This window comes from Bradyrhizobium sp. I71 (assembly GCF_022354745.1).
GTDB classification, from domain to species: Bacteria; Pseudomonadota; Alphaproteobacteria; order Rhizobiales; family Xanthobacteraceae; genus Bradyrhizobium; species Bradyrhizobium liaoningense.
The window spans coordinates 3,683,277-3,702,430 of record NZ_CP059398.1 but is presented as its reverse complement, the minus strand read 5'-3'; the positions used below and the strand labels follow the sequence as shown (position 1 = coordinate 3,702,430).

The window sequence follows — 19,154 nt, the reverse complement described above, 5'->3', positions numbered from 1 at the left end:
ATCGATCACGCCAGTTCACGAATTGATGCGTGAGACCTTTTGAAATGATTCCGTCAAGGAATTGACCTAGACATACGCAGGATTTCGGAGACGAGCCATGGCTCACAAAAAAGCAGGCGGTTCATCGCGTAACGGACGCGATTCCAAAGGCAAGCGCCTCGGTATCAAGGCGTTCGGCGGGGAGATCGTCACTCCCGGCAACATCATTGCGCGTCAGCGCGGCACGACCTGGCACCCCGGCCTTAATGTCGGCATGGGCACGGACCACACTCTGTTCGCCAAGATCGAGGGCCGCGTTGCGTTCCAGGCTAAAGCCAACGGCCGCACCTTCGTATCGGTACTCCCGATCGCCGAGGCGGCTGAATAGACGGTGGATCAAATTTGGAGTCCGCCGGGTCCTGACTGAACCGGCGGAGTCCACAAGCAGGCTCCAGGGGAGGCGGGAAACCGGCCTCCCCTTTTCTTTGACTTGCTCACTTCGAATTAGTGACTTTCACGGAGCCGGACATGTTGCAGGATTTCTCGAGCGTGACCTTGCAGGAGGCGAGACCCAGCGTCGTCGCCACCGAGCGGCTGACCTTGCGGCGGCCGACCCTCGCCGACGTCAGGACGATCGCCCGGCTCGCCAATGACCGCCGTGTCGCCGAGAACACCCGCCGCCTTCCGCACCCCTATTCGCAGGACGACGCCGTCGCATTCATCCGCGCCACGGCCGCGCTCGTCAGCGAGACCGTGTTCCTGATCGAGCACGACACCGAGCCGGTCGGCATGGTCGGTATCGACTGCTCCACGCCCGGCAAGGCCGAGCTCGGCTACTGGCTCGGCGTCGAGCACTGGGGCCGGGGTTATGCGACCGAAGCCGCGCGCGGCGCGATCGACTTCTTCTTCGAGGAGTTCGAGGACGAGCATCTCCATGCCGGTGCGCGCGTCACCAATCCGGCCTCGCGCAACGTGCTGGAGAAGTGCGGCTTCCAGTGGAGCGGCGTGCAGCTGCACCGCTTCCTGGCGCTGGGCTCCTCGACGCCCGTCGACTGCTTCCGCCTGTCACGCGGGGTCTGGGCGTCGCTGAAGAGCTGGAGCAGCGCGCGACGCATGAGGTAGGGCAAGAGCGCGCCACATTCTCCGCTGTGTCCCGGGCTCGCGCTTCGCGCGCCCCGGGACGACGAAGGCGCGTTCACGCAGGCGGGTTCACGTCGGCACCCGCGCGCCCGAGATCGCGCTCGCGCAGATAGATGTAGAAGCCGGCGCCGATGATGATGGCGGCGCCGACGAGGGTTGCGATCGACGGCACGTCGCCGAACACGACAAAACCGAAGATCACGGCCCAGACGATCATCGAATATTGGTAGGGCACCACGACGCTCGCGGGCGCCAGCTTGAGCGAGCGGTTGACGCAGAACAGCGCGGTCACCGAGATGCATCCGGCCAGCGCGAAGATCACGAGGCTGCCCGGCGTCGGCGGCACCCAGTGGAACGCCGACAGCACGGCACCCAGCGAAAACGTGCCTATGAATTGCGAGGACGCCATCACGATGTCGGGCGTCTTGCGCAGGCTGCGCGTGATCAGCATCAGGGTCGCAAACGACAGGCTGCCGCCGAGCGCGATCAGTGCCGGCAGGCTGACGGTCTGCGCGGAGGGGCGCAGCGCGATCAGCACGCCGCAGAAGCCGATCAGGATCGCTGTCCAGCGCCGCCAGCCGACCTTTTCCCCCAGGAAGATCGCCGACATCGCAGTGACGAAGATCGGACCGGCCAGATAATAGGTGATGACGTCGGCAAGCGGCAGATAGACCGTCGCGAGGAAGAAGGCAGCCACCTCGAGCGTCGACAGCACGACACGGAACAGCTGCAAGCCCGGCCGCTCCAGATGCAGGAACTGGCGACGCTGCGTCCAGATCATCGGCGACAGCAAGAGCAGCGCCGCGCAGGCACGCAGGAACAAGAGCTGCCCGACCGAATAGGTGCCGACCAGAAACTTGCCCATGGCGTCGCCGAACGAGAACATGAAGATCGACAGCACCATCAGCGCGATGCCGGCCAGCCGCGCCGAGCGGTCGTCATAGGCGGAGAGGTTCTTGAACAGGGGCATCGACAGGGTTTGCTTCGGGAAACGCGTCATTGCGAGCGAAGCGAAGCAATCCAGGCTGTCATCACGGCGGCAGCCTGGATTGCTTCGTCGCTGCGCTCCTCGCAATGACGGAGGACAGGGCAGCAGCGCGATCGATAGAGCGTCGGAAGGTCCTTTTAATGGCGACACGGCACCAAACAAGTCCGCGTTCGATCAATTGAACGCATTGTCGCACTGCGCGCGGCGCGATACGGATCATTCTCCAAATCCGTTCCGATGGAAATTCGTTCCGATGGTGCAGCGCATGACCGAGTTCGATCCCACCCAGCATCGCATGATCCCCGCGCAACGCTGGTTTGAGGATTTCGTCGTCGGCGAGCGTTTCGTGCTGCCGAGCCGCACCCAGACCTCGGCGGTGTTCGCCGCATTCCAGACCGCGAGCGGCGACACCCATCCGGTCCACTACGACGTGGAATATTGCCGCAGCCGCGGCATGCCGCATCTGCTCGCCCACGGCTTCCAGACCTTGATCCACACCGCGCCCGGTGCCGGCCTGTTTCCGTTCATGGTCGAGGACTCCCTCGTCGGCTTCCTCGAGCAATCGAGCCGGTTCCTCAAGCCGGTGTTCGCCGACGACACGATCTACCCCGCGCTCGAGGTCACCGAGCTCATGCCGGGCCGCTCGACCGGCGTGGTGACGCTTCGAAGCACGATCTTCAACCAGCGCAAGGAGCTGGTGCTGGAGGGCATGCAGAAATTCCTGATCCGGCGCCGCCCGGCAGGTTAAGCAAGGCGCGACTTCGGGAGAAATTCGGCCAATCCGCGGGGCAATGCGGGTTGCCGCAAGGCACCGGCTGGCCTACCTATGGCCCATGAAATTCCTCGACGAAGCAAAGGTCTATATCCGCTCCGGCGACGGCGGGAACGGCTGCGTGGCGTTCCGCCGCGAGAAGTTCATCGAGTTCGGCGGTCCCTCCGGGGGCAATGGCGGCCGCGGCGGCAATGTCATCATCGAAGTGGCCGACGGGCTCAACACGCTGATCGACTACCGCTACCAGCAGCACTTCAAGGCCCAGAAGGGCGAGAACGGCTCGGGCTCGGACCGCCACGGCGCCAACGGCAAGAACATCGTGCTCAAGGTACCGGTCGGCACCCAGATCTTCGACGAGGATCGCGAGACGCTGATCCACGACTTCACCAAGGTGGGCGAGAAGTTCGTGCTGGCCGAGGGCGGCAATGGCGGCTTCGGCAACGCGCATTTCAAGTCGTCGACCAACCGCGCGCCGCGCAACGCCAATCCCGGCCAGCCCGGCGAGGAGCGCTGGATCTGGCTGCGTCTGAAGCTGATCGCGGACGCCGGCCTTGTCGGCATGCCCAATGCCGGCAAGTCGACGTTCCTGTCCAAGGTCAGCGCCGCAAAGCCGAAGATCGCCGATTATCCCTTCACCACGCTGCATCCGCAACTCGGCGTGGTGAACGCCGACGGCCGTGAATTCGTGCTGGCCGACATTCCCGGCCTGATCGAAGGCGCGCATGAAGGCACCGGCCTCGGCGACCGCTTCCTCGGCCATGTCGAGCGCTGCCGGGTGCTGCTGCATCTCGTCGACGCCACCTGCGAGCACGCCGGCAAGGTCTACAAGACCGTGCGCAAGGAGCTCGACGCCTATGGCGGCCAGCTCACCGACAAGATCGAAATCGTCGCGCTGAACAAGATCGACGCGGTCGAGCCGGACGAGCTCAAGAAGCAGAAGGACCGCCTCAAACGCGCGGCGAAGAAGACGCCGCTGCTTCTCTCCGGCATCACCGGCCAGGGCGTCAAGGAAGCGTTGCGCGCGCTTGCCGACGTGATCGGCGAGAGCCCCGTCTCCGCGAAGGCGAAGAGCGCGGCCGAGGCGGAGCCGTGGTCGGCGTGATTTGGCCCCTGTGAGAACGCAGCCCCGAACTTGACACCTCTCCCACAGGGAGAGGTTGGCGCGCAGCGCCGGGTGAGGGCTCCGCCCTCTCGTGGGACCTGAACCGCTCACCCGATTTGCTGCGCAAATCGACCTCTCCCTTCGGGAGAGGTTGTCATCGCGGCTCCTATATCGCAGCATCAAACGACGAATGTGCGGAAAGGGCAAGGCATGGCGCGCGCGAAGAACGTTCTCTGGATCATGTGCGACCAGCTTCGCTATGATTATCTCGGCTGCACCGGCCATCCCACGCTGAAGACACCGAACATCGACGCCATGGCGAAGCGCGGCGTGCTGTTCACCAACGCCTATGTGCAGTCGCCGATCTGCGGGCCGTCGCGGATGTCGTTCTACACCGGGCGCTACATGCGCTCGCACGGCTCGCACTGGAACGGCTGGCCGCTGCGCGTCGGCGAGCCCACGCTCGGCGATCACCTCAAGAAGATCGGCGTGCGCAACGTGCTGGTCGGCAAGACCCACATGGCGCCCGACCTCGAGGGCATGAAGGCGCTCGGCATCCCGCCGGAATCGATCATCGGCGTGCACGTCGCCGAATGCGGTTTCGAGCCGTATGAGCGCGACGACGGCCTGCATCCCACGGGGCGGCCGCGGCCGAAATACGACGACTATCTGCGCCAGCAGGGCTTTGAAGCGACCAATCCCTGGGAGCATTGGGCCAATTCAGGCGCAGCCGACGATGGCTCCCTGCAAAACGGCTGGCTGCTGGTGCATGCCGACAAGGCCGCGCGCGTGCCGGACGAGCATTCCGAGACGCCCTACATGACGCGGCGCGCGATGGACTTCATCACCGAGGCCGAGACCGACGGCCGGCCATGGTGCCTGCACCTGTCCTACATCAAGCCGCACTGGCCCTACATCGCGCCAGAGCCCTATGCGAGCATGTATTCGACCGACGACATGATTCCGGTGATCCGCTCCGAGCGCGAGCGCCAGAATCCGCATCCCGTGTTCGGCGCCTATATGGACATGCGCTACTCCCGCAACATGGCGCGCGACGATGCCCGCGAAAAGGTGATTCCGACCTATATGGGCCTGATCACGCAGATCGACGACCAGATGGGCGTGCTGATGGAGTTTATGGAGGACCGAGGCCTCTTGGACACCACCATGATCGTGTTCACCTCCGATCACGGCGATTATCTCGGCGATCACTGGATGGGCGAGAAGGATCTGTTCCACGAGCAGTCAGCGAAGATCCCGCTCATCATCATCGATCCCTCGAAGGAGGCCGACGCCACGCGGGGCACGCGCAGCGACGCGCTGGTCGAGGCGATCGATCTCGCGCCGACCTTCGTCGATTATTTCGGCGGCAAGGTGCCGGGCCACATCCTCGAAGGACGTTCGCTGCTCCCGCTGCTGCGCGGCGCCACACCACCGGACTGGCGCAAGGTCGCGTTCTCCGAATACGACTACGCCATGCAGGACGTCAGGCTGAAGCTGAACCAGCCGATCGAACGCTGCCGCCTGTTCATGGTGTTCGACGGCCGCTGGAAATACATCCACGCCTCCGGCTTCCGCCCGATGCTGTACGACCTGGAAACCGACCCGGAAGAGTGCCTGGATCGCGGCGACGATCCGGAGTGCGCCGGCATCATCGCGCGGCTGCAGGCCGAGCTGTTCGATTGGGCCCTGCATCCGAGCGGCCACATCACCACGCCGCGCGAGAAGATCGCGGCCTATGCCGACAACCAGCTGCAGGTGAAGAACGGCGTCCTGATCGGCATCTGGGACGAGAAAGAGCTCGCCACCATTCGCGACGGAATCGAACAGCGCGCGAAGATGTGAGCGCGTGGAGCGAGGCTCTCTCCATTCGTCATGCCCGGGCTTGACCCGGGCATCCACGTCTTACGGCAATCGCGGACACACGTGGATGGCCGGGTCAAGCCCGGCCATGACGACTGAGTGTGTGGCGCCGCGGGAAACTCAATTCTCGATCTTGTAGCCCGTCGCCTTCACGATCGGCTGCCAGAACGCCGTGTTTGCGGCGAGCTCCTTCGTCAATCCTTCCGGCGTCGACCCGACCGGGATCATCCCGATCGCCGTCAGCTTCTCCTTCACCTCGGGCTTGGCCAGCGCCGCGCTCGCGGTTGCGCCGAGCCTGCTCGCAAACTCCGGCGGGCTGCCGGCGGGAAGCCACATCCCGTACCAGGCGTCCGCGACGAGATCGATGCCGTTCTCCTGCAGCGTCGGAACGTCGGGCGCGAAGGGCGAGCGCTCGGCGCTCGCGACCGCGACGATCTTCACGCCCTTGGCGCGATGCTGCGGCAGCGCGTCGGCCAATGTCGTGATACCGAACGAGATATGGCCGCCGACGAGGTCGTTGAGGATGGGCGCGCTGCCGCGATAGGGCACGCGGGTCAGGGGAATGCCGAGATCCTTCTCGAGCCTGGAGCCCGTGAAATGAGGGATGGTGCCGTTGCTCGGCACGCCAAACGACGTCTTGTCGGGATGCGCCTTCAGCCAGGCGACAAAGCTCTTGAAATCCGGGACGTCGATCCCCGGGCCGATCACGACGGCGAACTCGAACCGCGCCAGCAGCGACACCGGCATGAAGTCCCTGGCCGTGTCGAAGCTCGGTGTCGTCTCCACCATCGGCAGCAGGTACATGGTCGGCCCGGTCGTCATCAACACCATGCTGCCGTCGGGGCTTGCACCCTTCACCGCCTTGATCCCGATCAGGCCGTCGCCGCCGGTGCGGTTCTCGACCACGATGGTCCGTTGCAGCACCGGGGCCATCTCCTGCGCGATCAGCCGGCACAGCGTATCGCCGCCAGCTCCCGCTGCGAACGGGAAGATGATCTTGCTCAGCCCGGCCTGCGCCTGCGCTCCACCCGCATGCGCCAGGAGCGGCAGGCCGAGGCATCCGGTCATGAATTTGCGGCGATCCATACGTTTCCTCTCCAACCCCGTTTTTGGTTGCCGGCATTAGAACCGGGTTGGCGTCCAAGACAAGGCCGACGTTGGCCGTTTACCATCTCGCCCGCCTTGCGCCGGCCATCGTCCTGCTGCAAAAGCAGGCCTCACCGGCGCCGCTCTTTCGCTCCGCCGCTTCCGATGCAGAGCAATTCGTCACACGCGCCAGCACATACACACATGGCCAGCCCCGAACTCAGTCAATTCCGCCGTATCGTCGTCAAGGTCGGCTCCGCACTACTGGTGGATTCCGACAAGGGCGAGGTACGCGCGTCCTGGCTCGCCGCGCTCGCGGACGACATGGCCAAGCTGCACAACGAAGGGCGTGACGTCCTCGTCGTTTCCTCCGGCTCGATCGCGCTCGGCCGCAGCCGCCTCAAGCTGCCGCGCGGCCCGCTGAAGCTGGAGGAGAGCCAGGCCGCCGCCGCGGTCGGCCAGATCGCGCTGGCGCGGATCTGGTCCGAGGTGCTGGGGGCGCACGGCATCGGCGCCGGCCAGATCCTGGTGACGCTGCAGGACACCGAGGAGCGCCGCCGTTACCTCAACGCCCGCTCCACCATCGGCAAGCTGCTGGAATGGCGCGCCATCCCCGTGATCAACGAGAACGACACGGTGGCCACCAACGAAATCCGCTACGGCGACAATGACCGCCTCGCCGCGCGCGTCGCCACCATGGCGAGCGCCGACCTGCTCGTGCTGCTGTCCGACATCGACGGGCTCTACGACGCCCCGCCGAAGAACAACCCGGACGCAAAGCTCATACCCGTGGTCGAGAGCATCTCCTCGGAGATCGAGGCGGTGGCGGGCGACGCCGAGTCCGAGCTGTCGCGCGGCGGCATGCGCACCAAGGTCGAGGCGGCCAAGATCGCCACGACGGGCGGCACCCACATGCTGATCGCCTCCGGCAAGATCGAGCATCCCCTGCAGGCGATCGCCAATGGCGGCCGCTGCACCTGGTTCCTGACGCCGGCCAACCCCATCACCTCGCGAAAGCGCTGGATCGCAGGCACGCTGGAGCCGAAGGGCACGCTGACGATCGATGCCGGCGCCGTGACGGCGCTCCGCGCCGGCGCCAGCCTGTTGCCGGCCGGCGTGATCAAGGTGGAGGGCCAGTTCGCCCGCGGCGATGCCGTCATCGTCCGCGGCCCCGATACCAGCGAGGTCGGCCGTGGCCTGATCGCCTATGACGCCGAGGTCGCCGAGCGGATCAAGGGCCGCTCCTCCCCGGACGTGATGAGCATCCTCGGCATCAGCGGCAGGTCGGAGATGATCCACCGCGACGATCTCGTGGTGGGCGGGTAGATCCCTTTGCGCCGTCATTCCGGGATGGTCCGCAGGACCAGACCCGGAATCTCGAGATTCCGGGCTCGGTGCTCACGCACCGCCCCGGAATGGCGTCGGGAGACCAGCCATACCCTCCCGACCCTTCGCAAAAGCGGGATTTCCGTGCTAGGACACCGCCTTAGCAGAAGGTTGAACCCCATGGCCGCCCCCCTCAAAGCCGTTGACGGCAATGCCGATCGAGCTGGCGATCTCTTGGCGCTGATGTCCGATCTCGCCGCCCGAGCCCGCGCTGCCGCGCGCGTGCTGGCGCTGGCGCCGCCGGAGCAGAAGAACCGGGCGCTTGAGGCCATGGAGCGGGCGATCCGCGCAAGCTCTGCTGCGATTCTCGCCGCCAACGCCGAGGACGTCGCAGAAGCCCGTGCCTCCGGCAACATGACCGCTTCCTTCATCGACCGCCTGACGCTGACGCCGGCGCGGATCGAGGGCATGGCCGAAGGTATCGCCATCGTCCGCGGCATCGCCGATCCCATCGGCGTCGTCACCGAGAGCTGGCAGCGGCCGAACGGCATGACCATCGAGCGCGTGCGCGTGCCGCTCGGCGTCGTCGGCGTGATCTTCGAGAGCCGGCCGAACGTGGCGGCGGACGCCGGCGTGCTGTGCCTGAAGTCCGGCAATGCCGTGATCCTGCGCGGCGGCTCCGACAGTTTTCGCTCCTGCCGTGCCATTCATGAGTGCCTGGTGCAGGGCCTGCGCGAAGCGGGCCTTCCCGAAGCCGCGATCACGCTGGTGCCGACGCGCGACCGCGCCGCGGTCGGCATGATGCTGTCAGGCCTGAACGGTGCGATCGACGTGATCGTGCCGCGCGGCGGCAAGAGCCTCGTCGCGCGCGTCGAGCAGGAGGCGCGCGTGCCGGTGTTCGCGCATCTCGAAGGCGTCAACCACGTCTATGTCGATGGCAGCGCCGACCTCGCAATGGCGAAGTCGATCGTGCTCAATGCCAAGATGCGACGCACCGGCGTCTGCGGCGCGGCCGAGACGCTGCTGGTCGATCGCGCCGCTGCCGGCAAGAACCTGAAGCCGCTGGTCGAGATGCTGCTCGATGCCGGCTGCGAGGTGCGCGGCGACGACGCCGTGCAGAACATCGATGCACGGGTCAAGCCCGCCAGCGAAGACGATTGGGACACCGAATATCTCGACGCGATCATCGCGGCGAAGGTGGTCGACGGCGTCGACGGCGCGATCGCGCACATCCAGAGCCACGGCTCGCATCACACCGACGCGATCGTGAGCGCGGACGAGGCTGCCGCGAAGAAGTTCCTGAGCGAGGTCGATTCCGCGATCGTGCTGCACAACGCCTCGACGCAGTTCGCCGACGGCGGCGAGTTCGGTTTCGGCGCCGAGATCGGGATTGCCACCGGCCGGTTCCACGCCCGCGGTCCGGTCGGCGCCGAGCAGTTGACGAGCTTCAAATATCGCGTCCACGGCACCGGGCAGACCCGGCCGTAGACATCGCGAGGCGCGGGCATTGAGCAACAATTTCGTCGTGCCGCGTTCCCCGGCGCAAGCGGTCCCGCCCCACACGCCGGGCATGCGCATCGGCCTGCTCGGCGGCTCCTTCAATCCGCCGCATCAGGCGCATCGCGCCATCAGCCAGTTTGCGCTGAAGCGATTGAAGCTCGATCGCGTGTGGTGGCTGGTCACGCCCGGCAATCCGCTGAAGGAGAACGGCACGCTGCACGAGCTCGGCGCGCGCATGCAGGCCGCGCGCGACGTCGCTGATGATCCGCGCATCGAGGTGAGCTGTCTCGAATCCGTCATCCGTACGCGCTACACTATCGACACGATCAACACCTTGCGCCGCCGCTTCCCCGGCCTGCGCTTTGTCTGGATCATGGGCGCCGACAATCTCGCTCAATTCCACCGTTGGCAGGACTGGCGGCGCATCGCCGCCCAGGTGCCGATGGCCATCATCGATCGCCCGCCGCAGAGTTTTCGTGCCCTCGCCTCCCCCGCCGCCCAGGCGCTATCGCGCTACCGCCTGCCCGAGACGAAGGCGGCAGGACTTGCGGATCGGCCGGCGCCCGCCTGGGTGTTCCTGACCGGATTGAAGCTGAACCTCTCCTCGACGGGCCTGCGGAACCCGGACGGAAGCTGGAAAGGTACGAAGTGAGACGAAGTGTGCGGGCTGGAGGCTCTCTGGCATATTGAAACCCTTAACCCCACATGATGTAGTGTAACCAGTGAGCGCCGGATTCGCGTTCGCGATACAGTGAAAGGAATGGTCCCTGACCACATCTGTATTGTCCAAGCCTGTTTTACCCAAGGTTGCCAAGCCTACGCGTAAAACATCGACCAAAGCTGCGGCCTTGAAGGCGCAACCCGACGCCGACAAGACGCTGAGCCTGATCCTCTCCCGCCTTGAGGACATGAAGGCGGAAGAGACGGTCACCATCGACCTTCGCGGCAAATCGGCGTACTCCGACTACATGATCGTGACCACCGGCCGGGTGAACCGGCACGTCGGCGCGATCGCGGAAAACGTCACCAAGAGCCTCAAGGAAAACGGCATCAAGAACATCCATGTCGAGGGCTTGCCCAATTGCGACTGGGTGCTGATCGATTCCGGCGACGTGATCGTGCACGTGTTCAGACCCGAGGTCCGCGAGTTCTACAATCTCGAGAGATTGTACACCCAGGGCCCGGGGGCGGCGAAGGCGATCTAGGCTCATCGAGCCGATTTCGAATCGGCTGACGCGCATGCTAGCGTCGTGTGCGCGCGCTTATGGCGCGCGGTCTTGAAACACGACCCTGACGATATCAGACCCTGAAGATATCATGCGTGTTGCTGTCATTGCGGTGGGCCGGCTGAAGCAGGGCCCCGAGCGGGAGCTTGCGGACCGCTATTTCGAGCGGTTCGACGAGGCCGGCCGCAAGCTTGGATTCCGCGAGCTCAGCATCCACGAAATTCCCGAGAGCCGCGCGCGCGATACCGCGACCCGGATGGCCGAGGAGGCTGCGGCGATCTCGGCGCATATTCCGGAAAGATCCATCCTGGTGGCGCTGGACGAGCGCGGCCAGAATCTCGAGTCCACCGTGTTCGCACGGCATCTCGGGCGCTGGCGCGACGAAGGCGCCGGACATACTATTTTCGTGATCGGAGGGGCGGACGGACTTTCGCCCGAATTGCGCCGTAAGGCCAAGCTCGCGATCGCGTTCGGCTCTGCGACCTGGCCGCACCAAATGGTCCGCGTCATGCTTCTGGAACAGCTTTATCGGGCCGCCACCATTCTGGCCGGCCATCCCTATCACCGCGCGTGATGCGCGCCACAACGAGCACTTTTGCCGAGAAGCGATGCGAGCGCCGATTCTCAACCTGCTGCTGATCGCCAACGTCGCCGGCGCAAGCCTGGCGCAAGCCCAGACGGCAACACCGGCGCCGCAGACCGCAGCCATCTCGCCCGACGCGATCAAGCAGCGCGAGCAGGAGCTGGAAGCCGCGCGCGCCAGGCAGAAGAGCGCGGAGGAAGCGCAGGCCAAGCTCAAGGCCGAGATCACCGCGCTCGGCCAGGACCGCACCCAGCTCAATCAGCAGCTGATCGAGACCGCCGCCAATGTGCGCACCGTGGAGACCAAGATCGACGAGGCCGAAGCGCGGCTGCGCGCGCTGAACGGCCGCGAGCAGCAGATGCGTGCTTCGCTCGATTCACGCCGTGCCGACATCGTCGAAGTGCTCGCGGCCTTGCAGCGCGCCGGCCGGCGCACACCTCCGGCGCTGCTGGTGCGGCCCGAAGATGCGCTGCAATCACTGCGTACGGCGATGCTGCTCGGCGCCGTCGTGCCGGAATTGCGCGGCCGCGCCGAGAAGATCGCGGCCGAGCTCGGCGAGCTCGTGGCCTTGCGCAAGACCATCGCCACCGAGCGCGACCAGCTCGCCTCTGACCGCGACAGGGTCCGCAACGACCAGACCCGGCTCGCCGCCTTGGTCGACGAGCGGCAGCGACAGCAGGCGGCGCGCGAAAAGGACCTGGACGCCGAGAGTTCGCGCGCCATCGCGCTTTCAAGGCAGGTCGGCGATCTCCAGGGGCTGATCGCCAAGATGGAGCAGGACCTGCAAAGCGCCGCCAAGGCTGCCGAGAAGGCCGCGGAGGCCGCAAGGCAGGCCGAGGCGAAAGCGGCCGCCAGCGCCAAGTCGGGCCCGGGCGCCTTCAAGGACAAGTCCCGCACCACCCCGGCGATCTCCTTCGCTTCCGCCAAGGGACTCCTGCCTCTGCCGGTTAACGGTAACAAGATCAGGGACTTTGGCGGTTCCGACGGGGTTGGCGGGGTCCAGAAGGGGATTTCGCTGGCCACCAAGCCCGGCTCCCAGGTCACGACGCCGTGTGATGGCTGGGTGGTCTATGCCGGGCCGTTCCGCAGCTATGGACAACTCTTGATCCTCAACGCCGGTGGCGGGTATCATGTCCTGATCGCCGGGATGGAGCGCATTTCGGTCAACATCGGACAGTTTGTGCTCACGGGGGAGCCGGTCGCGACCATGGGGTCGACCTCTCAAGTCGCCTCCATTCTCGCCACGAACGCGAGTCAACCTGTGCTGTATGTCGAGTTCCGTAAAGACGGCACTCCAATCGATCCAGGCCCATGGTGGGCCGCAAATGAAGGCGAGAAGGTTCGCGGATGATGCGCAAGACTTCAGTAATCCTCCTCAGCGCCGCCACCGGTGCAGCGCTGACGCTGTTCGTGACCCAGCCCCGCGCGGTGTTCATGGGCTCAAGCGCGCGAGCCGCCACCGCGGACACCTATCGCCAGCTCAATCTGTTCGGCGACGTCTTCGAGCGCGTGCGCTCCGACTATGTCGAGAAGCCCGATGACACCAAGCTGATCGAATCCGCCATCAGCGGCATGCTCACCGGCCTCGATCCGCATTCGAGCTACATGGACGCCAAGAGCTTCCGCGACATGCAGGTGCAGACCCGCGGTGAGTTCGGCGGCCTCGGCATCGAGGTCACGATGGAAGACGGCCTGATCAAGGTGGTCTCGCCGATCGACGACACGCCGGCCTCGCGCGCAGGCGTCATGGCCAACGACATCATCACCAATCTCGACGACGAGGCGGTGCAGGGCCTGACCCTGAACCAGGCGGTCGAGAAGATGCGCGGCCCGGTCAACACCAAGATCAAGCTCAAGATCATCCGCAAGGGTCAGGACAATCCGATCGACGTCACGCTGGTGCGCGACAACATCCGCGTCCGCTCCGTGCGCGCGCGCATCGAGCAGGACGACATCGCCTATATCCGCATCACCACCTTCAACGAGCAGACCACCGAAGGCCTCAAGCGGGAGATCGGCAACCTCACGAACCAGATCGGCGGCGACAAGCTCAAGGGCTTCATCATCGACCTCCGCAACAATCCGGGCGGCCTGCTCGAGGAGGCGGTCACCGTTTCCGACTCGTTCCTTGAGAAGGGCGAGATCGTGTCGACCCGCGGCCGCAATGCCGAGGAGACCCAGCGCCGCACCGCGCATGCGGGCGACCTGACCAAGGGCAAGCCGGTCATCGTGCTGGTCAATGGCGGCTCGGCCTCGGCGTCGGAAATCGTCGCCGGCGCGCTGCAGGACCACAAGCGTGCGACGATCGTCGGCACGCGCTCGTTCGGCAAGGGTTCGGTGCAGACCATCATTCCGCTCGGAAGCGGCAACGGCGCGCTGCGGTTGACCACCGCCCGCTACTACACGCCGTCGGGCAAGTCGATCCAGGCCAAGGGCATCGTGCCCGACATCGAGGTGCTGCAGGACGTGCCGGACGAGCTGAAGTCGCGCACCGACACCAAGGGCGAGGCTTCGCTGCGCGGCCATCTGAAGAACGACGGCGACGAGAAGACCGGCTCGCAGTCCTACGTCCCGCCGGATGCCAAGGACGACAAGGCGCTCAAGCTCGCGGGCGACCTGCTCCACGGCATCAAGAACAGCGCCTCCGCCGCCCCCACGCCGGGCGACAACAAGGCCACGACCGACAAGCCCAAAGCGGCGAACTGAGTCCTTGCATTTCCGCGATCTGACGAAAAGGGCGGCTCCTGGAGCCGCCCTTTTGCTTGCAAGTCCGATCCCCCGGCCTATCCCGGCCTGCCGCCGCTTGACCTCGGCATGGTATCGTCGGCTGGAGTGATTCGGGATCTCGCATGACTGAAACGGCCGATGATCTGAGCGCGCCGCTCGGACAGGACAAGCCGCGCCGGAAACGCCGGCTGCGGCTGCCGTTCACGGCCATGCAGCTGCTTGCCGTCCTGCTCGGACTTTTCCTCCTCACCTTTGCCGGCTTCGCCATCTTCAACAAGGATCCGCTCGGCGGCGAGCCGATGACCCGGATCGCGATCCGCGCTCCCGATGCCACGGACGAGAAGCCGGCGGCCTCCGGCCACGGCTCGGAGAGCAAGCCGGAGGGCAAGCACGAGACCAAGGAGGCGCCGAAGCAGGCCGCCCCCGGTGAGCAGAAGACCATCACCATGATCGACGGCTCGACCGGCGCCCGCCACGACGTGGTGATCGGCGGTGGCGATGCCGCCGACAAGGGCGAGGCAGCATCCGCCCCGCCGCCCGTCATGGCCGGGATCAATCCGAAGCTCTTGGAGAAATCGCGCTACGGCATGATCCCGGTGGCCGCTGACGGGCTGAAGCCGTTCGACGTCTATGCGGCGGACGCCGACCGCGCCAAGGCCGCCAAGATGCCGGTGGTGGCGATCGTGATCGGCGGCCTCGGCGTCGGCGCCGCCAAGACCACCGACGCGATCATGAAGCTGCCGGCGGCGGTGACGCTGGCCTTCACGCCCTATGGCGCCGACCCCGGCAAGCTCGCCGAGCGCGCCCGCGCGCAGCGCCACGAGATCTTCCTCCAGATCCCGATGGAGCCCTATGACTTCCCCGACAACGATCCGGGACCGCAAACGCTGCTGACCTCGCTCAGCCCCGACCAGAACATGGACCGTCTCTATTGGCACCTGAGCCGGATGCAGGGCTATGCCGGCCTCACCAATTTCATGGGCGCGCGATTCATCGCGACCGAGCCGGCGATGCAGCCGATCATCCGCGAGGCCGCCAAGCGCGGCCTCGGCTTCTTCGACGACGGCTCCTCGCCGCGCAGCATCGCGCCCCAGGCCGCGGCGAACCAGGCCATGCCGTTCGGCAAGGGCGACATCGCCATCGACGTGGTGCCGACGCCGACCGAGATCGACCGCGCTCTGAACAAGCTCGAATCGACCGCACGAGAACGCGGCATCGCTGTCGGCACGGCCTCGGCCCTGCCCGTCTCGATCGAGCGCATCGGCGCCTGGACCAAGACATTGGGCGACCGAGGTATCCTTTTGGTGCCATTGACAACCGCGATGCTGAAATCAAAATCCAGCTAAATCAACGAATTGGTACGGCACGGCTCCCGCGGGGCCGCATCAAGCCGGACCTGAGGCATGCGAGAGGTCTGGCGGAATGGCGCGTTACGAGGATCTGCCCTACCGGACCTGCGTCGGTGTGATGATGCTCAATCCAAAGGGACTGGTGTTCATCGGCCGCCGCGCCGGCGGCATCGAGCATGTCGACGACACCCATGTCTGGCAGATGCCGCAGGGCGGCGTCGACCCCGGCGAGGACACCTGGGAAGCCGCCAAGCGCGAGCTCTACGAGGAGACCAGCGTGCGCTCGGTCGAGCTGCTCGGCGAAGTCCCGGACTGGCTCACTTACGACATTCCGCGCACGGTTGCGGGGCGCGCCTGGAAGGGCCGCTACCGCGGCCAGCGCCAGAAATGGTACGCGGTGCGGTTCACCGGCAAGGACAGCGAGATCAACGTCGAGAAGCCCGGCGGTGGCGGCCACAAGGCGGAGTTCGTGAGCTGGCGCTGGGAATCGATGAAGAATCTGCCTGAGTTGATCATCCCCTTCAAGCGCCCGGTCTATGAGCGCGTGGTGAAGGAATTTTCTGCGCTGGCGGATGAATGATCCACTGTCGCTCCGGGGCGATACGAAGTATCGAACCCGGAGCCTCGAGATTCCGGGTTCGATGCTTCGCATCGCCCCGGAATGACGGCAAGGGATCCGCGCGTGACCAATGAAAAGCCCTACCGCCCCAACGTGGGCATCGCCCTGTTCAATGCCGACGGCCGTGTGCTGATCGGCCACCGCTTCAAGGGCGACGGGCCGGAGATCGTCCTGCCGGGGCTCGACTGGCAGATGCCGCAGGGCGGCGTCGACGAGGGCGAGGATCTGCGCGATGCGGCGATGCGCGAGCTCTGGGAGGAGACCAATGTCGTGAGCGCCGACTTTCTCGGCGAGACCGACTGGCTCACCTACGAATTCCCGCCTTACGACGGGCCGCAGACGCACCGGCTGGCGAAATTCCGAGGCCAGCGCCAGAAATGGTTCGCGCTGCGCTTCACCGGCCGCGATGACGAGATCGATCCGCTGACACCGCGCAACGGCCAGCCCGCCGAGTTCGACGCCTGGCGCTGGGAGCGCCTCGACCGTGTCGCCGATCTCGTGGTGCCATTCCGACGTGAGGTCTACCGGGCGGTGGCGAGAGAGTTTGCAGCCTTCGCAAGCTAAAGCGCGATGCGATTAGGAACAATCGTCATCGCGCTTTAGGTTATTGTTTGAGCATGATCTTTTCGGAAAACCGCTGCACACTTTTCCGGATCATGCTCCAAAACTGCGAAAACAACCCCATGCACAGTAGCGAAGTGTTTGACACGTCGCGATAAAATCGGCGGCAGCTCCAGCGATCCCGCAATAAAGTCTCAGCGCCCGCCACGGTCGTGACGAGCGCTGAACCTGTTCGGGATTTGCAGGCTTGAGCCCCGGAGCGGTGCCCCGGGGCTTAGTGCATAGCCGTGGAGCTGAGCTGCTGCTGGATGCTCTTGAAGTGGTCGAGCCGCTCGATGGCGTGATCGAGCTCGCCGCCTTCGTGCTCCTTCAGTCCCTCTTCCATCTCCGCGATCGTCTCGGCGAGCTGCGCACGGTCGAGCTCGGCCAGCGACGTCGCGACGTCGGCGAGCACGGTCAGCCCCTTGTCGGAGACCTCGGCGATGCCGCCGAGCACGATGATCTTCTCGTGCCTGCCGCCGCTGGTGATGGTGAGAATACCCGGACGGATCGCGGCCACGACCGGCGCATGTCCGGCCAGCACGCCGAAATCACCCTCGACGCCGGGGATGTCGACCTGATCGACCTCGCCCGAGAAGGCGAGCTTTTCCGGAGAGACGAGATCGAAGTGGAAGGTGGCCATGGGAAACCTGCGAATAGCGAGTGGCGAATAGCGAGTGGCGGTCGGGAGCAGCGGACTATTCGCTACTCCCAATTCGCCATTCGCCCCTTAAGCCGCTTCAGCGGCGAGCTTCTTGCCCTTCTCGACGGCTTCTTCAATGGTGCCGACCATGTAGAAGGCGGCTTCCGGCAGGTGATCGTACTTGCCTTCGACCAGGCCCTTGAAGCCCTTGATGGTGTCGGCGAGCTCGACGAACTTGCCCGGCGATCCCGTGAAGATCTCGGCGACGTGGAACGGCTGCGACATGAAGCGCTCGACCTTGCGGGCGCGGGCCACCGTCAGCTTGTCCTCTTCCGAGAGTTCGTCCATGCCGAGAATGGCGATGATGTCCTGGAGCGCCTTGTAGCGCTGCAGCACCTGCTGGACCTGACGGGCGACCGCGTAGTGCTCCTCGCCGACCACCAGCGGGGAGAGCATGCGCGAGGTCGAGTCGAGCGGGTCCACCGCCGGGTAGATGCCCTTTTCGGCGATCGAGCGCGACAGCGTGGTGGTCGCGTCAAGATGCGCGAACGAGGTCGCGGGCGCCGGGTCGGTCAAGTCGTCGGCCGGAACGTAGATGGCCTGCACCGAGGTGATCGAGCCCTTCTGCGTGGTGGTGATGCGCTCCTGCAGCGCGCCCATGTCGGTGGCGAGCGTCGGCTGATAACCCACGGCGCTCGGGATACGGCCGAGCAGCGCCGACACTTCCGAGCCGGCCTGGGTGAAGCGGAAGATGTTGTCGACGAAGAACAGCACGTCCTGGCCCTTGTCGCGGAAGTCTTCGGCGATGGTGAGGCCGGTGAGCGCGACGCGGGCGCGGGCGCCCGGCGGCTCGTTCATCTGGCCGAACACCAGCGCGCATTTCGACTTCACGCTCGGATCCGGATTCTTCGGATCGGCGTTGACCTTGGACTCGATGAACTCGTGATAGAGATCGTTGCCCTCGCGGGTGCGCTCGCCGACGCCGGCGAACACGGAGTAGCCGCCGTGCGCCTTCGCGACGTTGTTGATCAGCTCCTGAATCAGCACGGTCTTGCCGACGCCGGCGCCGCCGAACAGGCCGATCTTGCCGCCCTTGGCGTAGGGCGCGAGCAGGTCGACGACCTTGATGCCGGTGACGAGAATTTCGGCTTCGGTGGACTGGTCGGTGTAGCTCGGTGCTTCCTGGTGGATGGCGCGCAGGCCTTCCGACTTGACCGGGCCGGCTTCGTCGATCGGCTCGCCGATGACGTTGATGATGCGGCCGAGCGTGCCTTCGCCGACGGGAACGCGGATCGGCGCGCCGGTGTCGGTCACTTCCTGGCCGCGGACCAGACCTTCGGTGGTGTCCATCGCGATCGTGCGCACCGTGGATTCACCGAGATGCTGGGCGACTTCGAGCACCAGGCGGTTGCCGCCGTTCTTGGTCTCGAGCGAGTTGAGAATGGCCGGGAGGTGGCCTTCGAACTGCACGTCGACGACGGCGCCGATGACCTGGGTGACGCGACCGACCTGGGCTGCCATTGAATGTCTCCTTCGATCCGAATTCAGCTCATGATCCGATCAGATCGGATCATGAGCTAGTTTGCTTTTTGAGCATGATCTTGCGGAAAACCGGTTCCCACTTTTCCGGATCATGCTCGTTAGACCACGG

At 65.4% G+C, this 19,154-nt stretch carries 19 protein-coding genes; 15 read left to right on the top strand and 4 right to left on the bottom strand.

Going from position 1 to position 19,154, the window contains the following annotated elements:
* Nucleotides 1-97 precede the first annotated feature (97 nt).
* Nucleotides 98-367, top strand: a complete 270-nt coding sequence (gene rpmA, locus FJV43_RS17955; RefSeq protein WP_008538809.1) for a 50S ribosomal protein L27 — start codon at nt 98-100, stop codon at nt 365-367.
* A gap of 140 nt (nt 368-507) precedes the next feature.
* Nucleotides 508-1,101, top strand: coding sequence for a GNAT family N-acetyltransferase (locus FJV43_RS17950; RefSeq protein ID WP_239628984.1), 594 nt, complete (start codon nt 508-510; stop codon nt 1,099-1,101).
* Between the two features lie 73 nt (nt 1,102-1,174).
* On the opposite strand, the gene FJV43_RS17945 is transcribed toward FJV43_RS17950, so the two are convergent.
* Nucleotides 1,175-2,089 carry a DMT family transporter gene (locus tag FJV43_RS17945; protein WP_239628982.1) on the bottom strand — a complete coding sequence of 305 codons (915 nt, stop codon included), beginning with the start codon at nt 2,087-2,089 and terminating at the stop codon, nt 1,175-1,177.
* 283 nt (nt 2,090-2,372) lie between these two features.
* On the opposite strand from FJV43_RS17945, the gene FJV43_RS17940 reads away from it, so the two are divergent.
* From FJV43_RS17940 to FJV43_RS17930, 3 genes are all read left to right on the top strand, one after another.
* Entirely contained in the window at nt 2,373-2,855 is a 483-nt protein-coding gene (locus tag FJV43_RS17940; RefSeq protein ID WP_239628981.1) for a MaoC family dehydratase, read from the top strand.
* An 85-nt stretch (nt 2,856-2,940) separates the two neighbouring features.
* Nucleotides 2,941-3,981, top strand: a complete 1,041-nt coding sequence (gene obgE, locus FJV43_RS17935) for a GTPase ObgE (RefSeq protein ID WP_239628979.1) — start codon at nt 2,941-2,943, stop codon at nt 3,979-3,981.
* A 210-nt stretch (nt 3,982-4,191) separates the two neighbouring features.
* The gene (locus FJV43_RS17930; protein WP_239628977.1) at nt 4,192-5,826 is read left to right on the top strand and encodes an alkaline phosphatase family protein; all 1,635 of its coding nucleotides are present in this window, start codon (nt 4,192-4,194) and stop codon (nt 5,824-5,826) included.
* A gap of 138 nt (nt 5,827-5,964) precedes the next feature.
* Here the strand turns inward: FJV43_RS17930 and FJV43_RS17925 are convergent, their stop codons facing one another.
* On the bottom strand, nt 5,965-6,930 hold the full coding sequence (locus tag FJV43_RS17925) for a Bug family tripartite tricarboxylate transporter substrate binding protein (RefSeq protein WP_239628976.1): 966 nt from the start codon (nt 6,928-6,930) through the stop codon (nt 5,965-5,967).
* A 204-nt stretch (nt 6,931-7,134) separates the two neighbouring features.
* Between FJV43_RS17925 and proB the strand changes: the two genes are divergently transcribed.
* The 10 genes from proB to FJV43_RS17875 all read left to right on the top strand — a co-directional run bounded on the left by proB (nt 7,135) and on the right by FJV43_RS17875 (nt 16,824).
* Nucleotides 7,135-8,256: a glutamate 5-kinase gene (gene proB / locus FJV43_RS17920; protein WP_239628974.1), complete on the top strand. Its 1,122-nt coding sequence runs from the start codon at nt 7,135-7,137 to the stop codon at nt 8,254-8,256.
* Nucleotides 8,257-8,436: 180 nt separating this feature from the next.
* The gene (locus tag FJV43_RS17915) at nt 8,437-9,744 is read left to right on the top strand and encodes a glutamate-5-semialdehyde dehydrogenase (RefSeq protein WP_239628964.1); all 1,308 of its coding nucleotides are present in this window, start codon (nt 8,437-8,439) and stop codon (nt 9,742-9,744) included.
* A 19-nt stretch (nt 9,745-9,763) separates the two neighbouring features.
* On the top strand, nt 9,764-10,408 hold the full coding sequence (locus tag FJV43_RS17910; RefSeq protein WP_239628962.1) for a nicotinate-nucleotide adenylyltransferase: 645 nt from the start codon (nt 9,764-9,766) through the stop codon (nt 10,406-10,408).
* Nucleotides 10,409-10,604: 196 nt separating this feature from the next.
* A complete protein-coding gene (gene rsfS, locus FJV43_RS17905; protein WP_024338888.1) occupies nt 10,605-10,961 on the top strand; it encodes a ribosome silencing factor in 357 nt (118 codons plus the stop codon).
* Between the two features lie 112 nt (nt 10,962-11,073).
* On the top strand, nt 11,074-11,556 hold the full coding sequence (gene rlmH / locus FJV43_RS17900) for a 23S rRNA (pseudouridine(1915)-N(3))-methyltransferase RlmH (RefSeq protein ID WP_239628960.1): 483 nt from the start codon (nt 11,074-11,076) through the stop codon (nt 11,554-11,556).
* A 34-nt stretch (nt 11,557-11,590) separates the two neighbouring features.
* Entirely contained in the window at nt 11,591-12,916 is a 1,326-nt protein-coding gene (locus FJV43_RS17895; RefSeq protein ID WP_239628958.1) for a peptidoglycan DD-metalloendopeptidase family protein, read from the top strand.
* Nucleotides 12,913-14,271 (top strand): S41 family peptidase, encoded by a 1,359-nt coding sequence (locus FJV43_RS17890; protein ID WP_239628956.1) that lies wholly within the window; start codon nt 12,913-12,915, stop codon nt 14,269-14,271. Before FJV43_RS17895 ends, FJV43_RS17890 begins: the two co-directional genes overlap by 4 nt.
* 143 nt (nt 14,272-14,414) lie before the next feature.
* Nucleotides 14,415-15,638 carry a divergent polysaccharide deacetylase family protein gene (locus FJV43_RS17885; RefSeq protein ID WP_239628954.1) on the top strand — a complete coding sequence of 408 codons (1,224 nt, stop codon included), beginning with the start codon at nt 14,415-14,417 and terminating at the stop codon, nt 15,636-15,638.
* 76 nt (nt 15,639-15,714) lie between these two features.
* Nucleotides 15,715-16,221 (top strand): RNA pyrophosphohydrolase, encoded by a 507-nt coding sequence (locus FJV43_RS17880; RefSeq protein ID WP_239628953.1) that lies wholly within the window; start codon nt 15,715-15,717, stop codon nt 16,219-16,221.
* A gap of 102 nt (nt 16,222-16,323) precedes the next feature.
* Nucleotides 16,324-16,824 (top strand): RNA pyrophosphohydrolase, encoded by a 501-nt coding sequence (locus FJV43_RS17875; RefSeq protein ID WP_239628951.1) that lies wholly within the window; start codon nt 16,324-16,326, stop codon nt 16,822-16,824.
* 271 nt (nt 16,825-17,095) lie between these two features.
* Here the strand turns inward: FJV43_RS17875 and FJV43_RS17870 are convergent, their stop codons facing one another.
* A complete protein-coding gene (locus FJV43_RS17870) occupies nt 17,096-17,503 on the bottom strand; it encodes a F0F1 ATP synthase subunit epsilon (RefSeq protein ID WP_239628949.1) in 408 nt (135 codons plus the stop codon).
* 87 nt (nt 17,504-17,590) lie between these two features.
* Nucleotides 17,591-19,024, bottom strand: a complete 1,434-nt coding sequence (atpD, locus tag FJV43_RS17865) for a F0F1 ATP synthase subunit beta (RefSeq protein WP_131874106.1) — start codon at nt 19,022-19,024, stop codon at nt 17,591-17,593.
* Nucleotides 19,025-19,154 lie beyond the last annotated feature (130 nt).